The sequence below is a fragment of the Kitasatospora sp. NPDC004240 genome, assembly GCF_053603215.1.
The window spans coordinates 43,691-57,895 of record NZ_JBSGFD010000035.1; the positions used below are offsets into that span (position 1 = coordinate 43,691).

The following is a 14,205-nucleotide window of genomic DNA, read 5'->3' on the forward strand; positions in this document are numbered from 1 at the left end:
CCTGGCCGCTCCGTGAGGGAACGGCGACGGCCGGGCCGGTCCAGGGTCAGCGGACTACGGTGCCGGGGTCGTCCAGCCAGACGGTTTGCCCGCCGTCCGGGGCGATGGTCACGCCGAACCGGCAGAGGTCCGGCTTGCCTTCCTCCAGCCACCACAGGCGGGCCGCTGTGATCTCGGCCCAGAGTCGGCGGGGACCGGTCTGGTGAACGGCGTCTTCGGCGTCCCACCCGCTGTACCGGACGGACGCCCATGATCCCGCGCCGTCCGAGAGCTGCATCCGGTACGTGCCGTGCGGGTCGGCGTCGTCCCAGAGGTGTTCGTATCGGACGCCGGGCACCTGGACGCCGATGGCGAACGCGGCGTTCACGTCCTCCAGCGCCAGGTCCGGGTCCATCGGGGATGCGCTGCGGTACTCGGGAGCGCTGGCCGGGCCGGTCACGCGGTGCGGTCGCTGGGCCCGCATCCACATGAAGCTGACGTCGCCGACGAACCGGCCGTGCGACGGGTCGCCGCGCTCGCCGACCACCAGGCGCAGGAGTCCGGCGTTGGCGTACGGAGTGCCCCACGGGGTGACGATCACACCCCCGGGGCGGGTCTGTTCCAGCCACGCGAGCGGCACGCGCTGAACGGCTGCCGTCGAGTGGACACGGTCGTACGGCACACCCGACGGCCAGCCGGTGAGCCCGTCGCCGACGGCGCGTGTCGGGAAGAACCCGGCTTTCGTGAGCCGGTCCGCAGCCTCGGCGGCCACGGCCGGGTCGACCTCGATGGTGGTCACCCGTTCGTCACCAAGTCGGCTGCACAGCAAGGCACTCGTCCAACCCGTTCCGGTGCCGATGTCGAGAACGGCGTGTCCGTCGCTCACGTCCAGGTGCCGGAGCATGGACGCCACCAGGGACGGCATGGACGCCGAAGAGGTTGCCGTGCCGGGCCCGTCGTCGGTTCCGTCGTCCACCTGCGTGACCACCACCCCGTTGGCGTTCACCAGCGTCCACCAGTCCGCCGGGTGGTCGGCCCGGGTGATCCGGCGGTAGCCGGTAGGGGCGTCGCTGTCGGGGGTCCACACGGTGTCCGGGATGAAGGCAGAGCGCGGGGCGCGCTCGAACGCCCCCCGCCACTCCGCGCCCAGCGCGCCCGCCTCGGTCAGTTCGGCGAGCAACTGCGCGTAGTTGTCCATGAGCTGTCGCTCACTTGCCCGGGGCGGGCGGGATGGGCTTGTTCCACTGCCCGTCCGATTCCTTCGGGGACTGCTGCTTGTCCCCGGAGCTTCCGCCCTTGCCGTCGCCGTGCTTGCCCATGGCGGGTTCCTCTCGGTCGGTGGTGCCGGTCAGTTGGCGTGCGGGGTCACCGGGGTGTCCGGCGGCATCGGGCCGGGGCCGGGCGGCTTGTTGGGTCCGGGTGTCGGGGTGCTCATACTGGCGCCTCCTCGCACTGCGGGGTTCCGGGTCACCGGCTGGTGTCCGGGCCGTTCGGTGTGGCGGAGTAGTCGCGCGCTCAACTCCCCACGTACGACGTAGAGTCCGTCGCTCGGCAGGGCGGGCGTCACGCCGGAGTCGGCGAACATGCGAGCGACGAGCCGCCGAGAATCGCCGTCGACAAGCCGCCCGGTCAATCGGGCGTACTCCGTGAGCGCGTCGGCCAGCGCGCGGGCCGTGCGGGCGCTACATCCGCCGATGTGGACGTGGGCACCATCGGGCAGGCCACTGGCCGCGTAGACCGGTGAGAGGCTGATCAGCGGCGGCAGGCCCGAGACCCTGATAGCCGTCTCCAGTGCTTCGGCAGCCTCCTCCGCCTCCGCGCGGAAGTGTCGCAGTCGCTCCGCCTCTGTCTCCAGCTCGGTCATGCGATGCCGCTTCCCTCCGTAATGTGACGCATCGTCACAAGAAAGGTAGGGCGACAGGGGCGGCGAACTCGCCGGTGATTCTCAATGATTCTCGCGCAGTGCGTGACTGGCTCGGATGATCACCCGGTGAGCCTCTGGTCCGTACACGGCGCTGGCCGCCAACGCATCCCATGCCCGCCGGTGGAGCGCCACGTCTGCCGGGTCATCGAGCCACATCTCGGCATGCCAGGACTCAGTGATCACAAGCGCATCGTCGTGAATGGAGAAGCCGACGCCTGCCGGTACGTTCAGCGGGGCCCCGAAGGGGATGATCCCTAGCTGAACATGCCCCGCAGTGAGCCAGGGAACGAGACGTTCCAGCTGGTCGGCGTGCGCTGCGGACGGGCAGAGTCGAGAGACCAACGCGCCTTCCCAGACGAGAAAGTGAAACGACCGGCGGCGGTCCTTCAGCACCTGCTGTCGCTCGATACGGGCGGCCACGGCAGCATCGACGTCGCTGATGGAAGGGTGAACGGCCGTGTAGCGCGACAGCACTCCCCGTGCGTAACCAGCGGTCTGCAACAGCCCTGGGATCAGCGTCGGATCGAACGATCGGCGAACGCTCGTCCGCCTGGCCTGCGCGGCGTGCGCCTCCTGCACCGGCAGGTACCCACCGGCAAGCTGCCGTCGCCAGGATCGGTACTGCGTCTCCACGGTCCGCAGGCGGCCTTGCAGCTCGGCCGTAGCGTCCGGTCTGCCTATGGCCTCGGCCCACGCTCGGACGTCGGCCATGGTCGGCGTCTGCTTGCCGTTCTCCAGTTTGCTGATCTTGGACTGAGGCCAGCCCAGACGGACAGCCAGCGCACGGCCCGAAAGGCCGCTCTCGTTGCGAAGCTCCCGCATTCGGGCACCGAGAGCGGCCCTTGCCTGTTGGTGGTCGGTGCTCACATGGCGGAAGGTACCTGAGACAGGAACGCGCCGTAGGGGGTCGCGTGGTGCCAGGCGGCATCGCGGATCTGGCAGGCGCGGAGCACCTCCAGCGGGTCGGTGATCAGTTCCATCCCGACCGTCCGTTCCCCCTCGAAGTGGAATCGGGCGACGGTCCGCGAGTCGAACAGCCAGAAGTCCGAGAGCCCGCCCAAACCGGCTGCCTCCGCGTCCGAGCGCCACATGCAGCGGATGTCCTCACCGGCTGCGACGTTCGTCCTGGCGCAGGCCAGCAGGTAGCGCTGCCCCTCGGTCGGCGGGTTGTCGACCAGGCGGACCCGCTCGAACCGCTTGCCGTTGCTGATCATTCGACGCACGTTGTCGAACCACGGGTGCCCGACTTCTCCGGCAGTGTCGCCGGTGCGCAGAAACTCGGCATAGGACGGCATCTGCTTGTCGGACAGGTAGCCGGTTCGGGTCTCCAGCCGCCAAGCGGTGTGCTCGAATCCGTCGTTGATGAACTCGGTGATCTTCTGCTGAGGAACGAACTCCGGCACTTTGGTCGCCCCCTTGGGCGCGAACCTCACCAGCAACTCGCGCGGCACCACGACGAATCCCTCGCCGTCCGTGACGTACTTGAGCTGCGCCACGTCCTCCGGGTCGGTGACGGCGTACCCCTGCACCACCACCTCGCCGGTGTCCACGTCCTCGTACAGCGTGGGGCAGTCGCCGACACCGGAAGTGCTTCCGATGACTCGCAGTCGCCTTGCCACGGCGGTTCCCTTCGTCGTACGGACTCGACCTATCAGCATGGCTCTCGCCGCTCCTGCTGTCAGGGGTTCATGCGGGTTCCCAAAAGCAGAGATGCCCCGTTCTGCCCAGCGAGGGGCAGAACGGGGGCGTGGGGCCGCTCAGAGGTTCCGGTACGGCGCGTGGTGCCAGGGCGGGGAGCGCGCCTCCGTGCAGGGGGCGAGGAGGCGAAGTGGCGTCGCGGTGCTCGGTTTTCGCCGCCCCGCCGAGCGGTGGCTCGGCGGGGGCGGGGTGGGTCAGGGGGTGGTGAGGTGGTCGAATTCGCCGGCCTTGGCGCCGTGGAGGAAGGCGGCGAACTTGGCGGGGGTGGTGCGGATGATGATGTCGCCGTCGTCGGACTCGCGGAGTTCGATCAGCCCGTCGACCGTGCGCACCTCGACGCAGTCGGCGTTCGCGCCGGAGTAGCTGGACTTCTGCCATGCGGGGCTAGCCATGCCTGCTCTCCTTGCTCTTCCTTGATGAACCGGATCAAGCGTCGCGACTTCCCACTGCCGCGCGGGTCCATCCGGTGCCCTCGCTCGGTGAGCGAGGGCACCGTCGGCTATTGGGCAGGGTCGGCGTGGTGGTCGAATTCGCCGGCTTTGGCGCCGTGGAGGAAGGCGGCGAACTTGGCGGGGGTGGTGCGGATGATGACGTGGCCGTCGTCGGACTCGCGGAGTTCGATCAGCCCGTCGACGGTACGCACCTCGACGCAGTCGTCGTGCGCCCCGGAGTAGCTGGACTTCTGCCACGCGGCGCTAGTCATGCTTGCCCTCCATTTCCTTCCTCAGAGCTCGGATGAACTCCTGGGACTCCTCCACCGAGAGAGCAGCCGCCCCCATCTGGGTGAGGATGGCCCGGAACCTCGCAACATGGACTGGGGCGTCGAGGAGTTTGATTCCGAAGCCTGTGTCCGTCTGCACCGTGTCCAGATCTGGAAGTGGACCTTCGGCGTAGGTGAAGTTGTCGATCGGACTTGGCAGGCCGATCCCGTCGAACGGGAGGACCCGGATCGAGATTCCGGGAGCCTCGGAGTCCTCGACGAGAGCGTTGAGCTGTTCGGCCCGCACCTTTGGACCGCTGAACTGCATTCGTAGCGCCGCCTCGTGGATGAACGCGGTGTATGGCGTCGTGCCAGACCGGACGAGGTGCTGACGCTGGATGCGGAAAGCCGTTCTGAGGTCGATCTCGGTCTGCGGCGGGGATGGATAGGCCTGTGCGAAGACGGCGGAGGCATACGCGTTGGTCTGAAGCAGCCCCGGAATGAAAGTGATCGTGTAGGTCGAGAGCCGTTGCGCGTCGCTCTCAAGCTCGGCTACCTCAAGGAAGTCCGTCGCCAAGGATCCGCGGTACTCCTCCCACCAGCCGACCTGCCCTTTGTCGATGATGATGTCGGCGAGGGCGTCGATCAGAGGCTCGTTGACGCACAGGCATGTTGCGGCGATCGTGCGCAGGCGTTCCACGCTGACGCCGCTCTTCCCGTTCTCCATCTGGGTCACCTGGGCAGGAGTCACCCCGAGCGTGCGGGCGAGTTGGCTTCCGCCGAAGCCTGCCTGCTCTCGCATCCGCCGTAGCTCAGCACCGAGGCGGCGCTGACGCAGCGTCGGGTTCGGGCGGTTGGCCATGGTGTCCTCTCTCTGCGGGCTGAGGTCAGTGTGCCGCGCAGGCCGTGTGGGGGTCCATTTGAGGGCGGGCGCAGGCGACGTCCCTCCGGAGGGGGAACTCGCGCGTAGTCGGCTTAAAACTCAGCCAGCGTGCGCTATGGTCTACATCACAGCGATCGGACGGATCGTCAGTAACGCCTGTTTCCAAGGCAGTAGGCGCCTGCTGCCCATCTCGCACCGCAGAGCAGCCGACGCGGCACGCACCAGTCCCGCCCCCGGCTTGGCTCACGGCGACGTATCCGCCACCACTTGTCTCCCTCACCACGCCACTGACCTCGCACGGAGGTTCCTCATGTGCACCTTCAGCACGCCCGCGCCCGCGCCCGCGCCCGCGCCCTCGCGCTCCGCCCCGCCGCCCGACTGGTCGGCCGCCCGGGAGGAGCTGCGGGCCGTCATGACCCTCGCCGGCTGGCCCGACGACCTCATCCGCGACGCTGAACTCGCTCTCTGCGAGCTGTTCGTCAACGCCTGGCGCCACGGCCACAGCCCCGCCCCCGTCGTCGTGGTCACCCTGCTCGCCGACCACACCCTGCGGGTCTGCGTCGCCGACGACAGCCCCGACCTGCCCGAGCCCCGCCGCTCCGCCGACCCGTACGAGCTCTCCGGCCGGGGCCTGCACCTGGTCCGTTCCCTCACCGACCGGTTCGGCGCCGACCCGCGCGAGCGCGGTAAGGGCAAGCGCGTCTGGTTCGAGCTGGACGCCGCCGCGTGAGCGCCGTCCGCCGCGAGCCGATCGCCCCGGACGACCCCCGGATGCGCGACTACACCGATGCCCAGGTCACCGTCCTGCTGCGCGAACTCCACGAACGGGGACGCCCGTTCGGCCTCCGGTGGGGCTCGGCGACCACCGTCAACGGGGCCGTCGACGGCCGCCTCCTCGTCGACTTCGGCAACGCCCCGCTCGCCACCCTCCTCAACCTCCTCCACCTGCTCCGCGACACCGAAGGAGGTCCGGCATGGGAGTCGTGATCCCCCTCGCCGCCGCCGACGCGGCCCACGCCGAACGCACGACCGTCTCCTACCTCACGGTCGAGAGCGTGCCCGACGCCGCCGTCCAGCTCCGGCTGGCCGTCGACCTCGACGTCCACGCCGGGCCCGGCGAGCAGCTCGCCCTGCCGCTCACCCGCGACCAGGCCGAGGAACTGCTGCACACCCTCGCCGCCCACCTCGGCCACCGGGCCCTCCGGGTGGGCCGATGAGGTCCGGTACGGCGAGCTTCCTGGCCGGCGCCGCCCTGCTCGCCCTGCTGGCCCTCGCCCTCCTCACCGTCGCCCTCGGCGTCCTCGCCGCCCTCCGCATGCCCCGTCCCGACGACCCCCGCCCCGACGACCCGCAGGCCGCCCGCGCACCGCGGGCCGAGGCGCCGCCGCCCATCACCCGCCACGGCCGCTGGGAGCTGCGACAGCTCCCGGACGGGACGAGCGAGTACGCCTGGATCGCCCGCCAGGCCCGCAGCTTCGGCCCCGAGACCACCTCCGGCCCCCGGCCCGACCAGCACCACCGCACACCTGTCTGACCCGGCGACCGGGCCCCCGCCCGCCGTCGCGCGGGCGGGGCCGTCGCCCACCCCGGCCGCGGCCTTCCGCAGGGTGGACGGTTCCGCCGAGGGGTGCGGCGACGGTGCGAGGATGGCCGCAGTACCGGACGAAGGAGCGGCCATGAGCAGCAGCGGAGCACACGGACAGAAGATCGCCTTCCTCGGCACCGGCAAGATCGGCGAAGCCCTGCTCTCCGGTCTGCTGCGGGCCGGCAAGGACCCCGCCGACGTGCTGGTCACCGCCCGCCGCCCGGAGCGCGCCGTCGAACTGGCGGCGAAGTACGGGGTCACCGCGGTCGACAACGCCGAGGCCGCCAAGCTCGCCGACACCCTGATCCTGGCCGTGAAGCCGCAGGACATGGGCACCCTGCTCGACGAACTCGCCCCGCACATCAGCCCGGACCGGCTGGTCATCTCGGCGGCCGCCGGCATCCCGACCGCCTGGTTCGAGGCCCGGCTGGCGGCCGGCACCCCGGTCGTCCGGGTGATGCCCAACACGCCCGTCCTGGTGGACGAGGGGATGAGCGTGATCTCCGGCGGCTCGCACGCCGCCGAGGCGCACCTGGAGCGCGCGGAGGAGATCTTCAGCTCGGTCGGCAAGGCGCTGCGGCTGCCCGAGTCCCAGCAGGACGCGGCCACCGCGCTCTCCGGCTCCGGCCCCGCGTACTTCTACTTCCTGGTCGAGGCGATGACCGACGCGGGCATCCTGCTCGGCCTGCCCCGGCACGTGGCGCACGACCTGATCGTGCAGTCGGCGATCGGTGCCTCGGTGATGCTGCGCGACTCCGGCGAGCACCCGGTGAAGCTGCGCGAGGCGGTCACCTCGCCGGCCGGCACCACCATCGCCGCCATTCGCGAACTGGAGAACCACGGGGTGCGGGCGGCCCTGCTGGGCGCCCTGGAGGCGGCCCGCGACCGCTCCCGGGAGCTGGCCTCCGGGGGCAAGTAGGGCAGGGCTTAGGCTCGTGCGATGTCCTACGAACTGGTGATCTTCGACAACGACGGTGTCCTGGTGGACAGCGAGCCGCTCTCCAACCGGCTGCTGGCCGAGTACCTGACCGAGCTCGGGTACCCGACCACGATCGAGGACTCGTACCGGGACTTCATGGGCACCGCCGCCCACCGGATCCACGACGTGATCGCCGAGCGCCACGGCGCCACCCTGCCGGAGGGCTTCGACGAGCTGTTCCACGGCCGGGTGTTCGCCGCCTTCGAGAGCGAGCTGACCGCCGTCCAGGGCGCCGACCGGCTGCTGAAGGACCTTCAGCAACGCTCCCTGCCGTACGGACTGGCCTCCTCGGCGCACCATGCCTGGATCCGGACGGCGCTGGACGTCACCGGGCTGCGCGGCTGGTTCCCCGAGGAGCGGATCTTCAGCGCCCAGGACGTCGGCGTCGGCAAGCCCGCGCCCGACCTGTTCCTGCACGCGGCCCGCGTCCTGGGCGCCGAGCCGGCCCGCTGCCTGGTGGTCGAGGACAGCGTCAACGGCGTGCTGGCCGCCCGCGCCGCCGGAATGGACGTGCTCGGGTACACCGCGCTGACCGACCCGGCGAAGCTCACCGCCGCCGGCGCCACCGGCCTGGTCGCCGACCTGGCCGAGGTGGGCCGCTTCCTCGCCGCCGCCGGGACGTCCTGACGCACCCGGGTCTGCGCGACCCCTTCCGCGACGCCGGGCCACCGCCTACGCTCCTCGCCACCGCGCCGTCCTACCGGGCGGTAGCGAGGAGCGCGCATGAGCACCGCGACACCGTCCCGCCCGGCCCCCGCCCTGCGCCGGGCCAGGGCCGCCCTCGCGGCCGGGTTCCTGCTGCAGGGCGCCACCTTCGCCCTGCTGGTCACCTGCATCCCCGAGCTCCAGGAGCGGTACGGGCTGGGCGACGACCTGCTGCCGGTGTTCCTGGCCGCCGTCCCGGTGCTCGCCGGGGTCGGCTCGGTGGGCTGCGAGCGGGTGGTGCGGCGCACCGGCGCCCGCGCGGTGCTGCGGGCCGTCCAGCCGGGGGTCTGCCTGGCCCTCGCGGCCGCCGGGATCGGCGGGACGCTCTGGCAACTCGCCCTCGCGCTGGGTGTGTTCGGCCTGCTGGTGGGGGCGCTGGACGCCGCGATGAACATGCTGGGGGTGGAGCTCCAGCAGCGCTACGGCCGCTCGATCATGATCGGCTTCCATGCCGCGTTCAGCCTCGGCGCGATCCTCGGCACCGCCGTCGCCGGCCTCGGCGCGCACTACGGGCTCGGCCTGCCCGTGCTGTTCGGCGGCTCGGTCGCGGTGATCGTGCCGCTCGCGGTGGCCGTCGGCACCCGGCTGCCCCGCCCCGCCCGCGATCAGGCCCGCGACCCCGCCCGCGATCAGGCCGGCCCCGAACCGGCCACCGCCAAGGGCCCGGCGTCCGTCCCCTGGCGGCCGCTGCTGCCGCTCTGCCTGGCGATGGCCTTCGCCTACATCGCCGACGCCTCGGTCTCCAACTACAGCGTCAAATACCTCACCGACACCCTGGGCAGCCCCGAGGACGTCGCCAAGCTCTCCTACCTCGGTTACATGGTCGCCATGCTGCTCGGCCGGACGGTCGGCGACCGCGCGGTGCGGCGGCTCGGCGCCGTCCCGGTGGTCCGGGCCGGGGCCGCGCTGGCCGCGCTGGGCTTCGCCACCGCCGCGATCGCGCCCGGCCCCGGGACGGGCATCGCCGGCTTCACCCTGCTCGGCCTGGGCATCTGCGCGATCATCCCGCAGGTGTTCGCGGCGGGCGGGCTGCTGATGCCGGCCGCCGCGGACACCGCGGTGGCCCGGCTCAACCTCTTCAACTACGTGGGCTTCCTGGTCGGTTCACCGCTGGTGGGGGCACTGGCCGGGCTCGGCTCGTACCGCTGGGCGCTGCTCGCCCCGATGCTGCTGGTGCTCGCCGTGCTGCCGCTGGCCGGCCGCTTCGCCCCGCAGCCCGTACGGCAGTCGCAGCCCGTACGGCAGTCGCCGCCGGGCACCGCGGACGGCCCCGGCCGCACCACCGCCGCCGGTGAAACCTCGCTCGGACAGGACCCGTTGCCCGGCACCTGAGGCCTCACCGAGTACGGTGGAGGCCATGCCCGAAGCCGAGCGTGACCACCCCTGCGGCCTCCACCTCTTCTGGGACGAGGCCCTCACGAGCTACGACTTCGGCCCCGGCCACCCGATGGACCCGACCCGGCTGGCGCTCACCATGCGCCTGGTGGAGTCGCTCGGGCTGGGCTCCGGGCCGGGCGTGACGGTGCGGTCCGCCCCGGCCGCCGGGGACTCCACCCTCGGCCTGGTGCACACCCGCGAGTACGTCGAGGCGGTCAAGCACGCCGCCGCGCACCCCGGCGAGGTCGACCTGAGACACGGCCTCGGCACCGACGACAACTGGTCCTTCCCCACCGTGCACTCCGCCTCCGCACTGATCGCCGGCCAGTCGGTGGCCGGCGCCGAGGCCGTCTGGCGGGGCGCGACGCCGCACGCCGTCAACTTCGCCGGCGGACTGCATCACGCCATGCCCGACCGGGCGTCCGGCTTCTGCGTCTACAACGACCCGGCCCTCGCCATCGCCCGGCTGCTGGAGCTCGGCGCCGAGCGCGTCGCCTACGTGGACGTGGACGTCCACCACGGCGACGGCGTCCAGGAGGCCTTCTGGAACGACCCGCGGGTGCTGACGATCTCGCTGCACGAGCACCCCGCCACGCTCTTCCCGCAGACCGGCTGGTCCACCGAGCACGGTGGCCCGGACGCCCCCGGCTCCGCCGCCAACCTGCCGCTGCCCGCGGGCACCGGCGACGCCGGCTGGCTGCGTGCCTTCCACGCCCTGGTGCCCGAGCTGCTGGCCGCGTTCCGCCCGCAGGTCCTGGTCACCCAGCACGGCGCCGACACCCACGTCGAGGACCCGCTCGCCCACCTCGCGGTCACCGTGGACGCCCAGCGGCTGGTCGCCGAGGACCTGCACGCCCTGGCCCACCGTTACGCGGACGGCCGCTGGCTGGCCCTCGGCGGCGGCGGGTACGCGGTGGTGGACGTCGTCCCGCGCAGCTGGACCCACCTGGTCGCGATCGCCGCCGGCCGGCCCGTCGACCCGGCCACGCAGACCCCGGAGGCCTGGCGCGCCGAGGTCCACCGGCTCACCCGCCGGCCCGCGCCGGGCCGGATGACCGACGGCGCCGAGCCCGCCTGGCGGGACTTCGAGGCCGGATACGACCCCGCCGACCGTCTTGACCAGGCGATTCTCGCCGCCCGCCGGGAGATCTTCCCGCACCACGGCCTGCTGGCCTGAAACCGCCCGTTTGCGTCGCGCGCCCCCGCACGGTGCGCAAACCCACTGATACAGACCGTCGACCGACTACGTACTGCAACGGGGGGATGCCGCACCGTACGAGGATTGCGCATCTCCCTCTTCCCACTGGTACCACCCATAACTACTCTGGGGATACACGTGTGCCGGTGGAGTCACCGGAGGGGAAGCCGGTGCCTTGCACACGGGTAAGGGTCGGGTGATGGTCATGAGTTCCGTCGAGCGCCCCCTGCAGGAGGTTGTCTTCCTGACCGTGGCGGAGGTCGCCGCGGTGATGCGGGTGTCCAAGATGACGGTGTACCGCCTGGTGCACAGCGGAGAGCTGCCGGCCATCAGGGTCGGCCGGTCCTTCCGGGTCCCGCAGCAGGCGGTGCACGAGTACCTCAAGGACTCCTACGTGCGGCTCGAGAGCGCGTAGGGTCCTGGTCGGGTCGGCGGGGTCCGGTATCGTCGGGCCCCGCCCCCGTTTGCCGCAGATTTCCCGCGAGTTTCCCGGCGCCGGGAGGCACGATTACGGCCCTGGCCGCTTCGACGGTAGGCTAGGCCCTCCGTCAGTCGTATGGACTCCGTCTCTCACGGGCGAGAGTCTCAGTGAGCGAGGGTTGTTCCGTGGGCTCTGTCATCAAGAAGCGTCGCAAGCGTATGGCCAAGAAGAAGCACCGCAAGCTTCTGAAGCGGACTCGCGTTCAGCGTCGCAACAAGAAGTAAGCGCCCCCGGCCGCGCCCTGCGCGCCCGGCGCTTCCACCGCCCGCCCAGGCCCTCCGCGGCCCGGGCGGGCGGTGTCGTTTCACGGCCCGTACGGGCGGCGCGGTACGGTGCACCCAAGGTCGCCCGGGCCGTACCCAAGGTCGTCCGGGCCGAGGAACGGGGTGCAGCACCGTGGGCATGGTCGTGCTCGTCACCGGCGTGGCCCGCCGGCTCGGGGCCCGCTTCGTCGCCGAGCTGCGCCGCCGCCCCGGGGTCGACCTGGTGATCGGCGTGGACGTCGAGGCGCCCGCACGGCCCCCGCAGGACCCGGACGGCCCCGCCGCCGGGTACCGCTTCCACCGGCTCGACCTGCGCCGCCCCGCGGTCTCCCGGCTGCTCGCCGAGTACCAGGTCGACACCGTCGTCCACCTCGCCGTCAGCGCCACCGGACTGGGCTCCACCAACCGCTCGGCGGTCAAGGAGGCCAACGTCATCGGCACCATGCAGCTGCTCGGTGCCTGCCAGAAGGCCCCCGGCGTCGCCCGCCTGGTGGTCAAGTCGACCACCGGGGTGTACGGCTCCGCCCCGCGCGACCCGGCCGTCTTCGCCGAGCGGACCCAGCCCAAGACCCTGCCCGGCGGCGGCTTCGCCAAGGACGCGGTGGAGGTCGAGGGCTACGTCCGCGGTTTCGCCCGGCGCCGTCCGGACGTGGCGGTCGCCGTGCTGCGCTTCGCCAACATCGTCGGGCCCGGCGCGGACACCCCGCTCAGCGAGTACTTCGCGCTGCCGGTGCTGCCCACCGTGCTCGGCTACGACCCGCGCCTGCAGTTCGTCCACGAGGACGACGCCGTGGAGGTGCTCTGCCGGGCGGCGCTGCCCGCCGAGCCGGACACCGTGAACACCGGTACCTTCAACGTGGCGGGCGAGGGCGTCCTGCTGCTCTCCCAGTGCGCCCGGCGGCTCGGCCGCCCGACCGTGCCGCTGCTGCTGCCGGCGATCAGCTGGGTGGCGGGGCTGGTCCGGCAGACCCGGATGGCCGACTTCTCGCCGGAACAGCTGCGGCTGTTGACCCACGGCCGGGTGGTGGACACCGCCCGGCTGCGCGACACCTTCGGCTACCGGCCGCGGTTCACCACCCCGGAGGCCTTCGCCGACTTCGCCGCCGCCCAGTCGCGCGGGCTGCTGCCGCCCGAGCGGCTGACCGCCCTCACCGACCGGCTGGCCGGCCTGCTCGGCCCGGAGCCCGCCTCCGGCCGCCCGCCCGGCGGGGGCGACCGCCCGCCCGGCGGGGACGGCCGCCCGCACGACCCGAACCTCCCGAACCGACCGAGGAGCTGATCCGCGATGAGTGCCGCAGCCGAGAGAGCGACGCGTGAGGCCAAGGTCATCCCGATCGAGTCCGCCCCCAGCTGGAGCGAGACCCCCGCGCCGGACGCGGCCGCGGACGCGGGCACCGGCGGGCAGCCCGCGAGCGGCCCGGCGGCCGGTGGCCCGGCGGGTGGTCCGGTCGGGGCCGTCGCGGAGAGCGTCGCGCAGGCCGTCGGCGGGGCGCTGGCCGGCCGGCTGGGCCCGGCGGCGACCCGGGTGCTCGGCAAGGGCTGGGAGGGCCGTGCGGCCGAGGGCCTGGCCTTCCTGCGCCGCCGGATCACCGGTGACTACGAGGTGGACGAGTTCGGCTTCGACCGCGAGCTGACCGAGGAGGTGCTGCTCTCGCTGCTGCGCCCGCTCGCCGAGAAGTACTTCCGGATCGAGGTGCGCGGGATCGAGAACATCCCGGCCGAGGGCGGCGCGCTGATCGTCGCCAACCACTCCGGGACGGTCCCGCTGGACGCCCTGATGACCCAGGTGGTGATCCACGACCACCACCCGAACCACCGGCACCTGCGGATGCTCGCCGCCGACCTGGTGTTCGTCCTGCCCGGGGTCAACGAGCTGGCCCGCAAGGCCGGGCACACGCTGGCCTGCAACGAGGACGCCCAGGCGCTGCTGGAGCGCGGCGAGGTGGTCGGCGTCTGGCCGGAGGGCTTCAAGGGCATCGGCAAGCCGTTCTCCGAGCGGTACAAGCTGCAGCGCTTCGGCCGCGGCGGGTTCGTCGCCTCGGCGCTGCGGGCCCGGGTGCCGATCGTGCCGTGCTCGATCGTCGGGGCCGAGGAGACCTACCCGATGATCGGCAACCTCAAGACCCTGGCCCGGCTGCTGGGCCTGCCGTACGTGCCGATCACGCCGACCTTCCCGTGGCTGGGGCCGCTCGGGGCGGTGCCGCTGCCGACCAAGTGGACCATCCAGTTCGGCGAGCCGATCGCCACGGACGGCTACCCGGCGGAGGCGGCGGACGACCCGGTGCTGGTCTTCGACCTGACCGACGAGGTGCGCGAGACCATCCAGCACACGCTCTACTCGCTGCTGGTGCAGCGGCGTTCGGTGTTCTTCTGAGCCCGTCGCCGCCCCCTGCCGAACGACCACGGGAGGCCCGACTCGCAGCGAGTCGGGCC

19 protein-coding genes are annotated in these 14,205 nt (G+C 72.1%); 12 read left to right on the forward strand and 7 right to left on the reverse strand.

The window, feature by feature from the left end:
* Positions 1-46: 46 nt before the first annotated feature.
* The 7 genes from ACWEQL_RS12325 to ACWEQL_RS12355 form a co-directional block, all read right to left on the reverse strand.
* Positions 47-1,177: a methyltransferase domain-containing protein gene (locus ACWEQL_RS12325; RefSeq protein ID WP_452150153.1), complete on the reverse strand. Its 1,131-nt coding sequence runs from the start codon at positions 1,175-1,177 to the stop codon at positions 47-49.
* Positions 1,178-1,327: 150 nt separating this feature from the next.
* Positions 1,328-1,843, reverse strand: a complete 516-nt coding sequence (locus tag ACWEQL_RS12330; protein WP_452150154.1) for a hypothetical protein — start codon at positions 1,841-1,843, stop codon at positions 1,328-1,330.
* Positions 1,844-1,924: 81 nt separating this feature from the next.
* A complete protein-coding gene (locus ACWEQL_RS12335) occupies positions 1,925-2,770 on the reverse strand; it encodes a helix-turn-helix domain-containing protein (RefSeq protein ID WP_452150155.1) in 846 nt (281 codons plus the stop codon).
* Positions 2,767-3,522, reverse strand: coding sequence for a DUF6879 family protein (locus ACWEQL_RS12340; protein WP_452150156.1), 756 nt, complete (start codon positions 3,520-3,522; stop codon positions 2,767-2,769). Before ACWEQL_RS12340 ends, ACWEQL_RS12335 begins: the two co-directional genes overlap by 4 nt.
* A gap of 273 nt (positions 3,523-3,795) precedes the next feature.
* Positions 3,796-3,993: a DUF397 domain-containing protein gene (locus ACWEQL_RS12345; RefSeq protein WP_452150157.1), complete on the reverse strand. Its 198-nt coding sequence runs from the start codon at positions 3,991-3,993 to the stop codon at positions 3,796-3,798.
* A gap of 107 nt (positions 3,994-4,100) precedes the next feature.
* On the reverse strand, positions 4,101-4,304 hold the full coding sequence (locus ACWEQL_RS12350) for a DUF397 domain-containing protein (RefSeq protein ID WP_452150158.1): 204 nt from the start codon (positions 4,302-4,304) through the stop codon (positions 4,101-4,103).
* The gene (locus ACWEQL_RS12355) at positions 4,297-5,163 is read right to left on the reverse strand and encodes a helix-turn-helix domain-containing protein (protein WP_452150159.1); all 867 of its coding nucleotides are present in this window, start codon (positions 5,161-5,163) and stop codon (positions 4,297-4,299) included. The genes ACWEQL_RS12350 and ACWEQL_RS12355 overlap by 8 nt, the downstream gene beginning before the upstream one ends.
* A 331-nt stretch (positions 5,164-5,494) precedes the next feature.
* Between ACWEQL_RS12355 and ACWEQL_RS12360 the strand changes: the two genes are divergently transcribed.
* From ACWEQL_RS12360 to ACWEQL_RS12415, 12 genes are all read left to right on the forward strand, one after another.
* Positions 5,495-5,914: an ATP-binding protein gene (locus ACWEQL_RS12360; protein ID WP_452150160.1), complete on the forward strand. Its 420-nt coding sequence runs from the start codon at positions 5,495-5,497 to the stop codon at positions 5,912-5,914.
* Positions 5,911-6,171, forward strand: a complete 261-nt coding sequence (locus tag ACWEQL_RS12365; protein WP_452150161.1) for a hypothetical protein — start codon at positions 5,911-5,913, stop codon at positions 6,169-6,171. Before ACWEQL_RS12360 ends, ACWEQL_RS12365 begins: the two co-directional genes overlap by 4 nt.
* Complete coding sequence (locus tag ACWEQL_RS12370; protein WP_452150162.1) at positions 6,159-6,401, forward strand: hypothetical protein; 243 nt, start codon at positions 6,159-6,161, stop codon at positions 6,399-6,401. The genes ACWEQL_RS12365 and ACWEQL_RS12370 overlap by 13 nt, the downstream gene beginning before the upstream one ends.
* On the forward strand, positions 6,398-6,718 hold the full coding sequence (locus ACWEQL_RS12375; protein ID WP_452150163.1) for a hypothetical protein: 321 nt from the start codon (positions 6,398-6,400) through the stop codon (positions 6,716-6,718). The genes ACWEQL_RS12370 and ACWEQL_RS12375 overlap by 4 nt, the downstream gene beginning before the upstream one ends.
* Before the next feature lie 142 nt (positions 6,719-6,860).
* Positions 6,861-7,688, forward strand: a complete 828-nt coding sequence (gene proC, locus ACWEQL_RS12380) for a pyrroline-5-carboxylate reductase (RefSeq protein ID WP_452150164.1) — start codon at positions 6,861-6,863, stop codon at positions 7,686-7,688.
* 21 nt (positions 7,689-7,709) lie between these two features.
* Positions 7,710-8,375 carry an HAD family hydrolase gene (locus ACWEQL_RS12385; RefSeq protein ID WP_452150165.1) on the forward strand — a complete coding sequence of 222 codons (666 nt, stop codon included), beginning with the start codon at positions 7,710-7,712 and terminating at the stop codon, positions 8,373-8,375.
* Positions 8,376-8,471: 96 nt separating this feature from the next.
* Positions 8,472-9,785: an MFS transporter gene (locus tag ACWEQL_RS12390; protein WP_452150166.1), complete on the forward strand. Its 1,314-nt coding sequence runs from the start codon at positions 8,472-8,474 to the stop codon at positions 9,783-9,785.
* Positions 9,786-9,810: 25 nt separating this feature from the next.
* Complete coding sequence (locus tag ACWEQL_RS12395; protein WP_452150167.1) at positions 9,811-11,007, forward strand: acetoin utilization protein AcuC; 1,197 nt, start codon at positions 9,811-9,813, stop codon at positions 11,005-11,007.
* A gap of 226 nt (positions 11,008-11,233) precedes the next feature.
* A complete protein-coding gene (locus ACWEQL_RS12400) occupies positions 11,234-11,443 on the forward strand; it encodes a helix-turn-helix domain-containing protein (protein WP_452150168.1) in 210 nt (69 codons plus the stop codon).
* Between the two features lie 191 nt (positions 11,444-11,634).
* Positions 11,635-11,733: a 30S ribosomal protein bS22 gene (locus tag ACWEQL_RS12405; protein ID WP_003948845.1), complete on the forward strand. Its 99-nt coding sequence runs from the start codon at positions 11,635-11,637 to the stop codon at positions 11,731-11,733.
* Between the two features lie 172 nt (positions 11,734-11,905).
* On the forward strand, positions 11,906-13,051 hold the full coding sequence (locus tag ACWEQL_RS12410) for an NAD-dependent epimerase/dehydratase family protein (RefSeq protein ID WP_452150169.1): 1,146 nt from the start codon (positions 11,906-11,908) through the stop codon (positions 13,049-13,051).
* 6 nt (positions 13,052-13,057) lie between these two features.
* Positions 13,058-14,146 carry a lysophospholipid acyltransferase family protein gene (locus tag ACWEQL_RS12415; RefSeq protein WP_452150170.1) on the forward strand — a complete coding sequence of 363 codons (1,089 nt, stop codon included), beginning with the start codon at positions 13,058-13,060 and terminating at the stop codon, positions 14,144-14,146.
* Positions 14,147-14,205 lie beyond the last annotated feature (59 nt).

Bases quoted from the DNA above. Each gene is read 5' to 3' on its own strand.
- ACWEQL_RS12325 (WP_452150153.1), bottom strand. From the start codon at position 1,177: ATGGACAACTACGCGCAGTTGCTCGCCGAACTGACCGAGGCGGGCGCG.
- ACWEQL_RS12330 (WP_452150154.1), bottom strand. From the start codon at position 1,843: ATGACCGAGCTGGAGACAGAGGCGGAGCGACTGCGACACTTCCGCGCG.
- ACWEQL_RS12345 (WP_452150157.1), bottom strand. From the start codon at position 3,993: ATGGCTAGCCCCGCATGGCAGAAGTCCAGCTACTCCGGCGCGAACGCC.
- ACWEQL_RS12350 (WP_452150158.1), bottom strand. From the start codon at position 4,304: ATGACTAGCGCCGCGTGGCAGAAGTCCAGCTACTCCGGGGCGCACGAC.
- ACWEQL_RS12355 (WP_452150159.1), bottom strand. From the start codon at position 5,163: ATGGCCAACCGCCCGAACCCGACGCTGCGTCAGCGCCGCCTCGGTGCT.
- ACWEQL_RS12360 (WP_452150160.1), top strand. From the start codon at position 5,495: ATGTGCACCTTCAGCACGCCCGCGCCCGCGCCCGCGCCCGCGCCCTCG.
- ACWEQL_RS12370 (WP_452150162.1), top strand. From the start codon at position 6,159: ATGGGAGTCGTGATCCCCCTCGCCGCCGCCGACGCGGCCCACGCCGAA.
- ACWEQL_RS12375 (WP_452150163.1), top strand. From the start codon at position 6,398: ATGAGGTCCGGTACGGCGAGCTTCCTGGCCGGCGCCGCCCTGCTCGCC.
- proC (WP_452150164.1), top strand. From the start codon at position 6,861: ATGAGCAGCAGCGGAGCACACGGACAGAAGATCGCCTTCCTCGGCACC.
- ACWEQL_RS12385 (WP_452150165.1), top strand. From the start codon at position 7,710: ATGTCCTACGAACTGGTGATCTTCGACAACGACGGTGTCCTGGTGGAC.
- ACWEQL_RS12390 (WP_452150166.1), top strand. From the start codon at position 8,472: ATGAGCACCGCGACACCGTCCCGCCCGGCCCCCGCCCTGCGCCGGGCC.
- ACWEQL_RS12395 (WP_452150167.1), top strand. From the start codon at position 9,811: ATGCCCGAAGCCGAGCGTGACCACCCCTGCGGCCTCCACCTCTTCTGG.
- ACWEQL_RS12400 (WP_452150168.1), top strand. From the start codon at position 11,234: ATGAGTTCCGTCGAGCGCCCCCTGCAGGAGGTTGTCTTCCTGACCGTG.
- ACWEQL_RS12415 (WP_452150170.1), top strand. From the start codon at position 13,058: ATGAGTGCCGCAGCCGAGAGAGCGACGCGTGAGGCCAAGGTCATCCCG.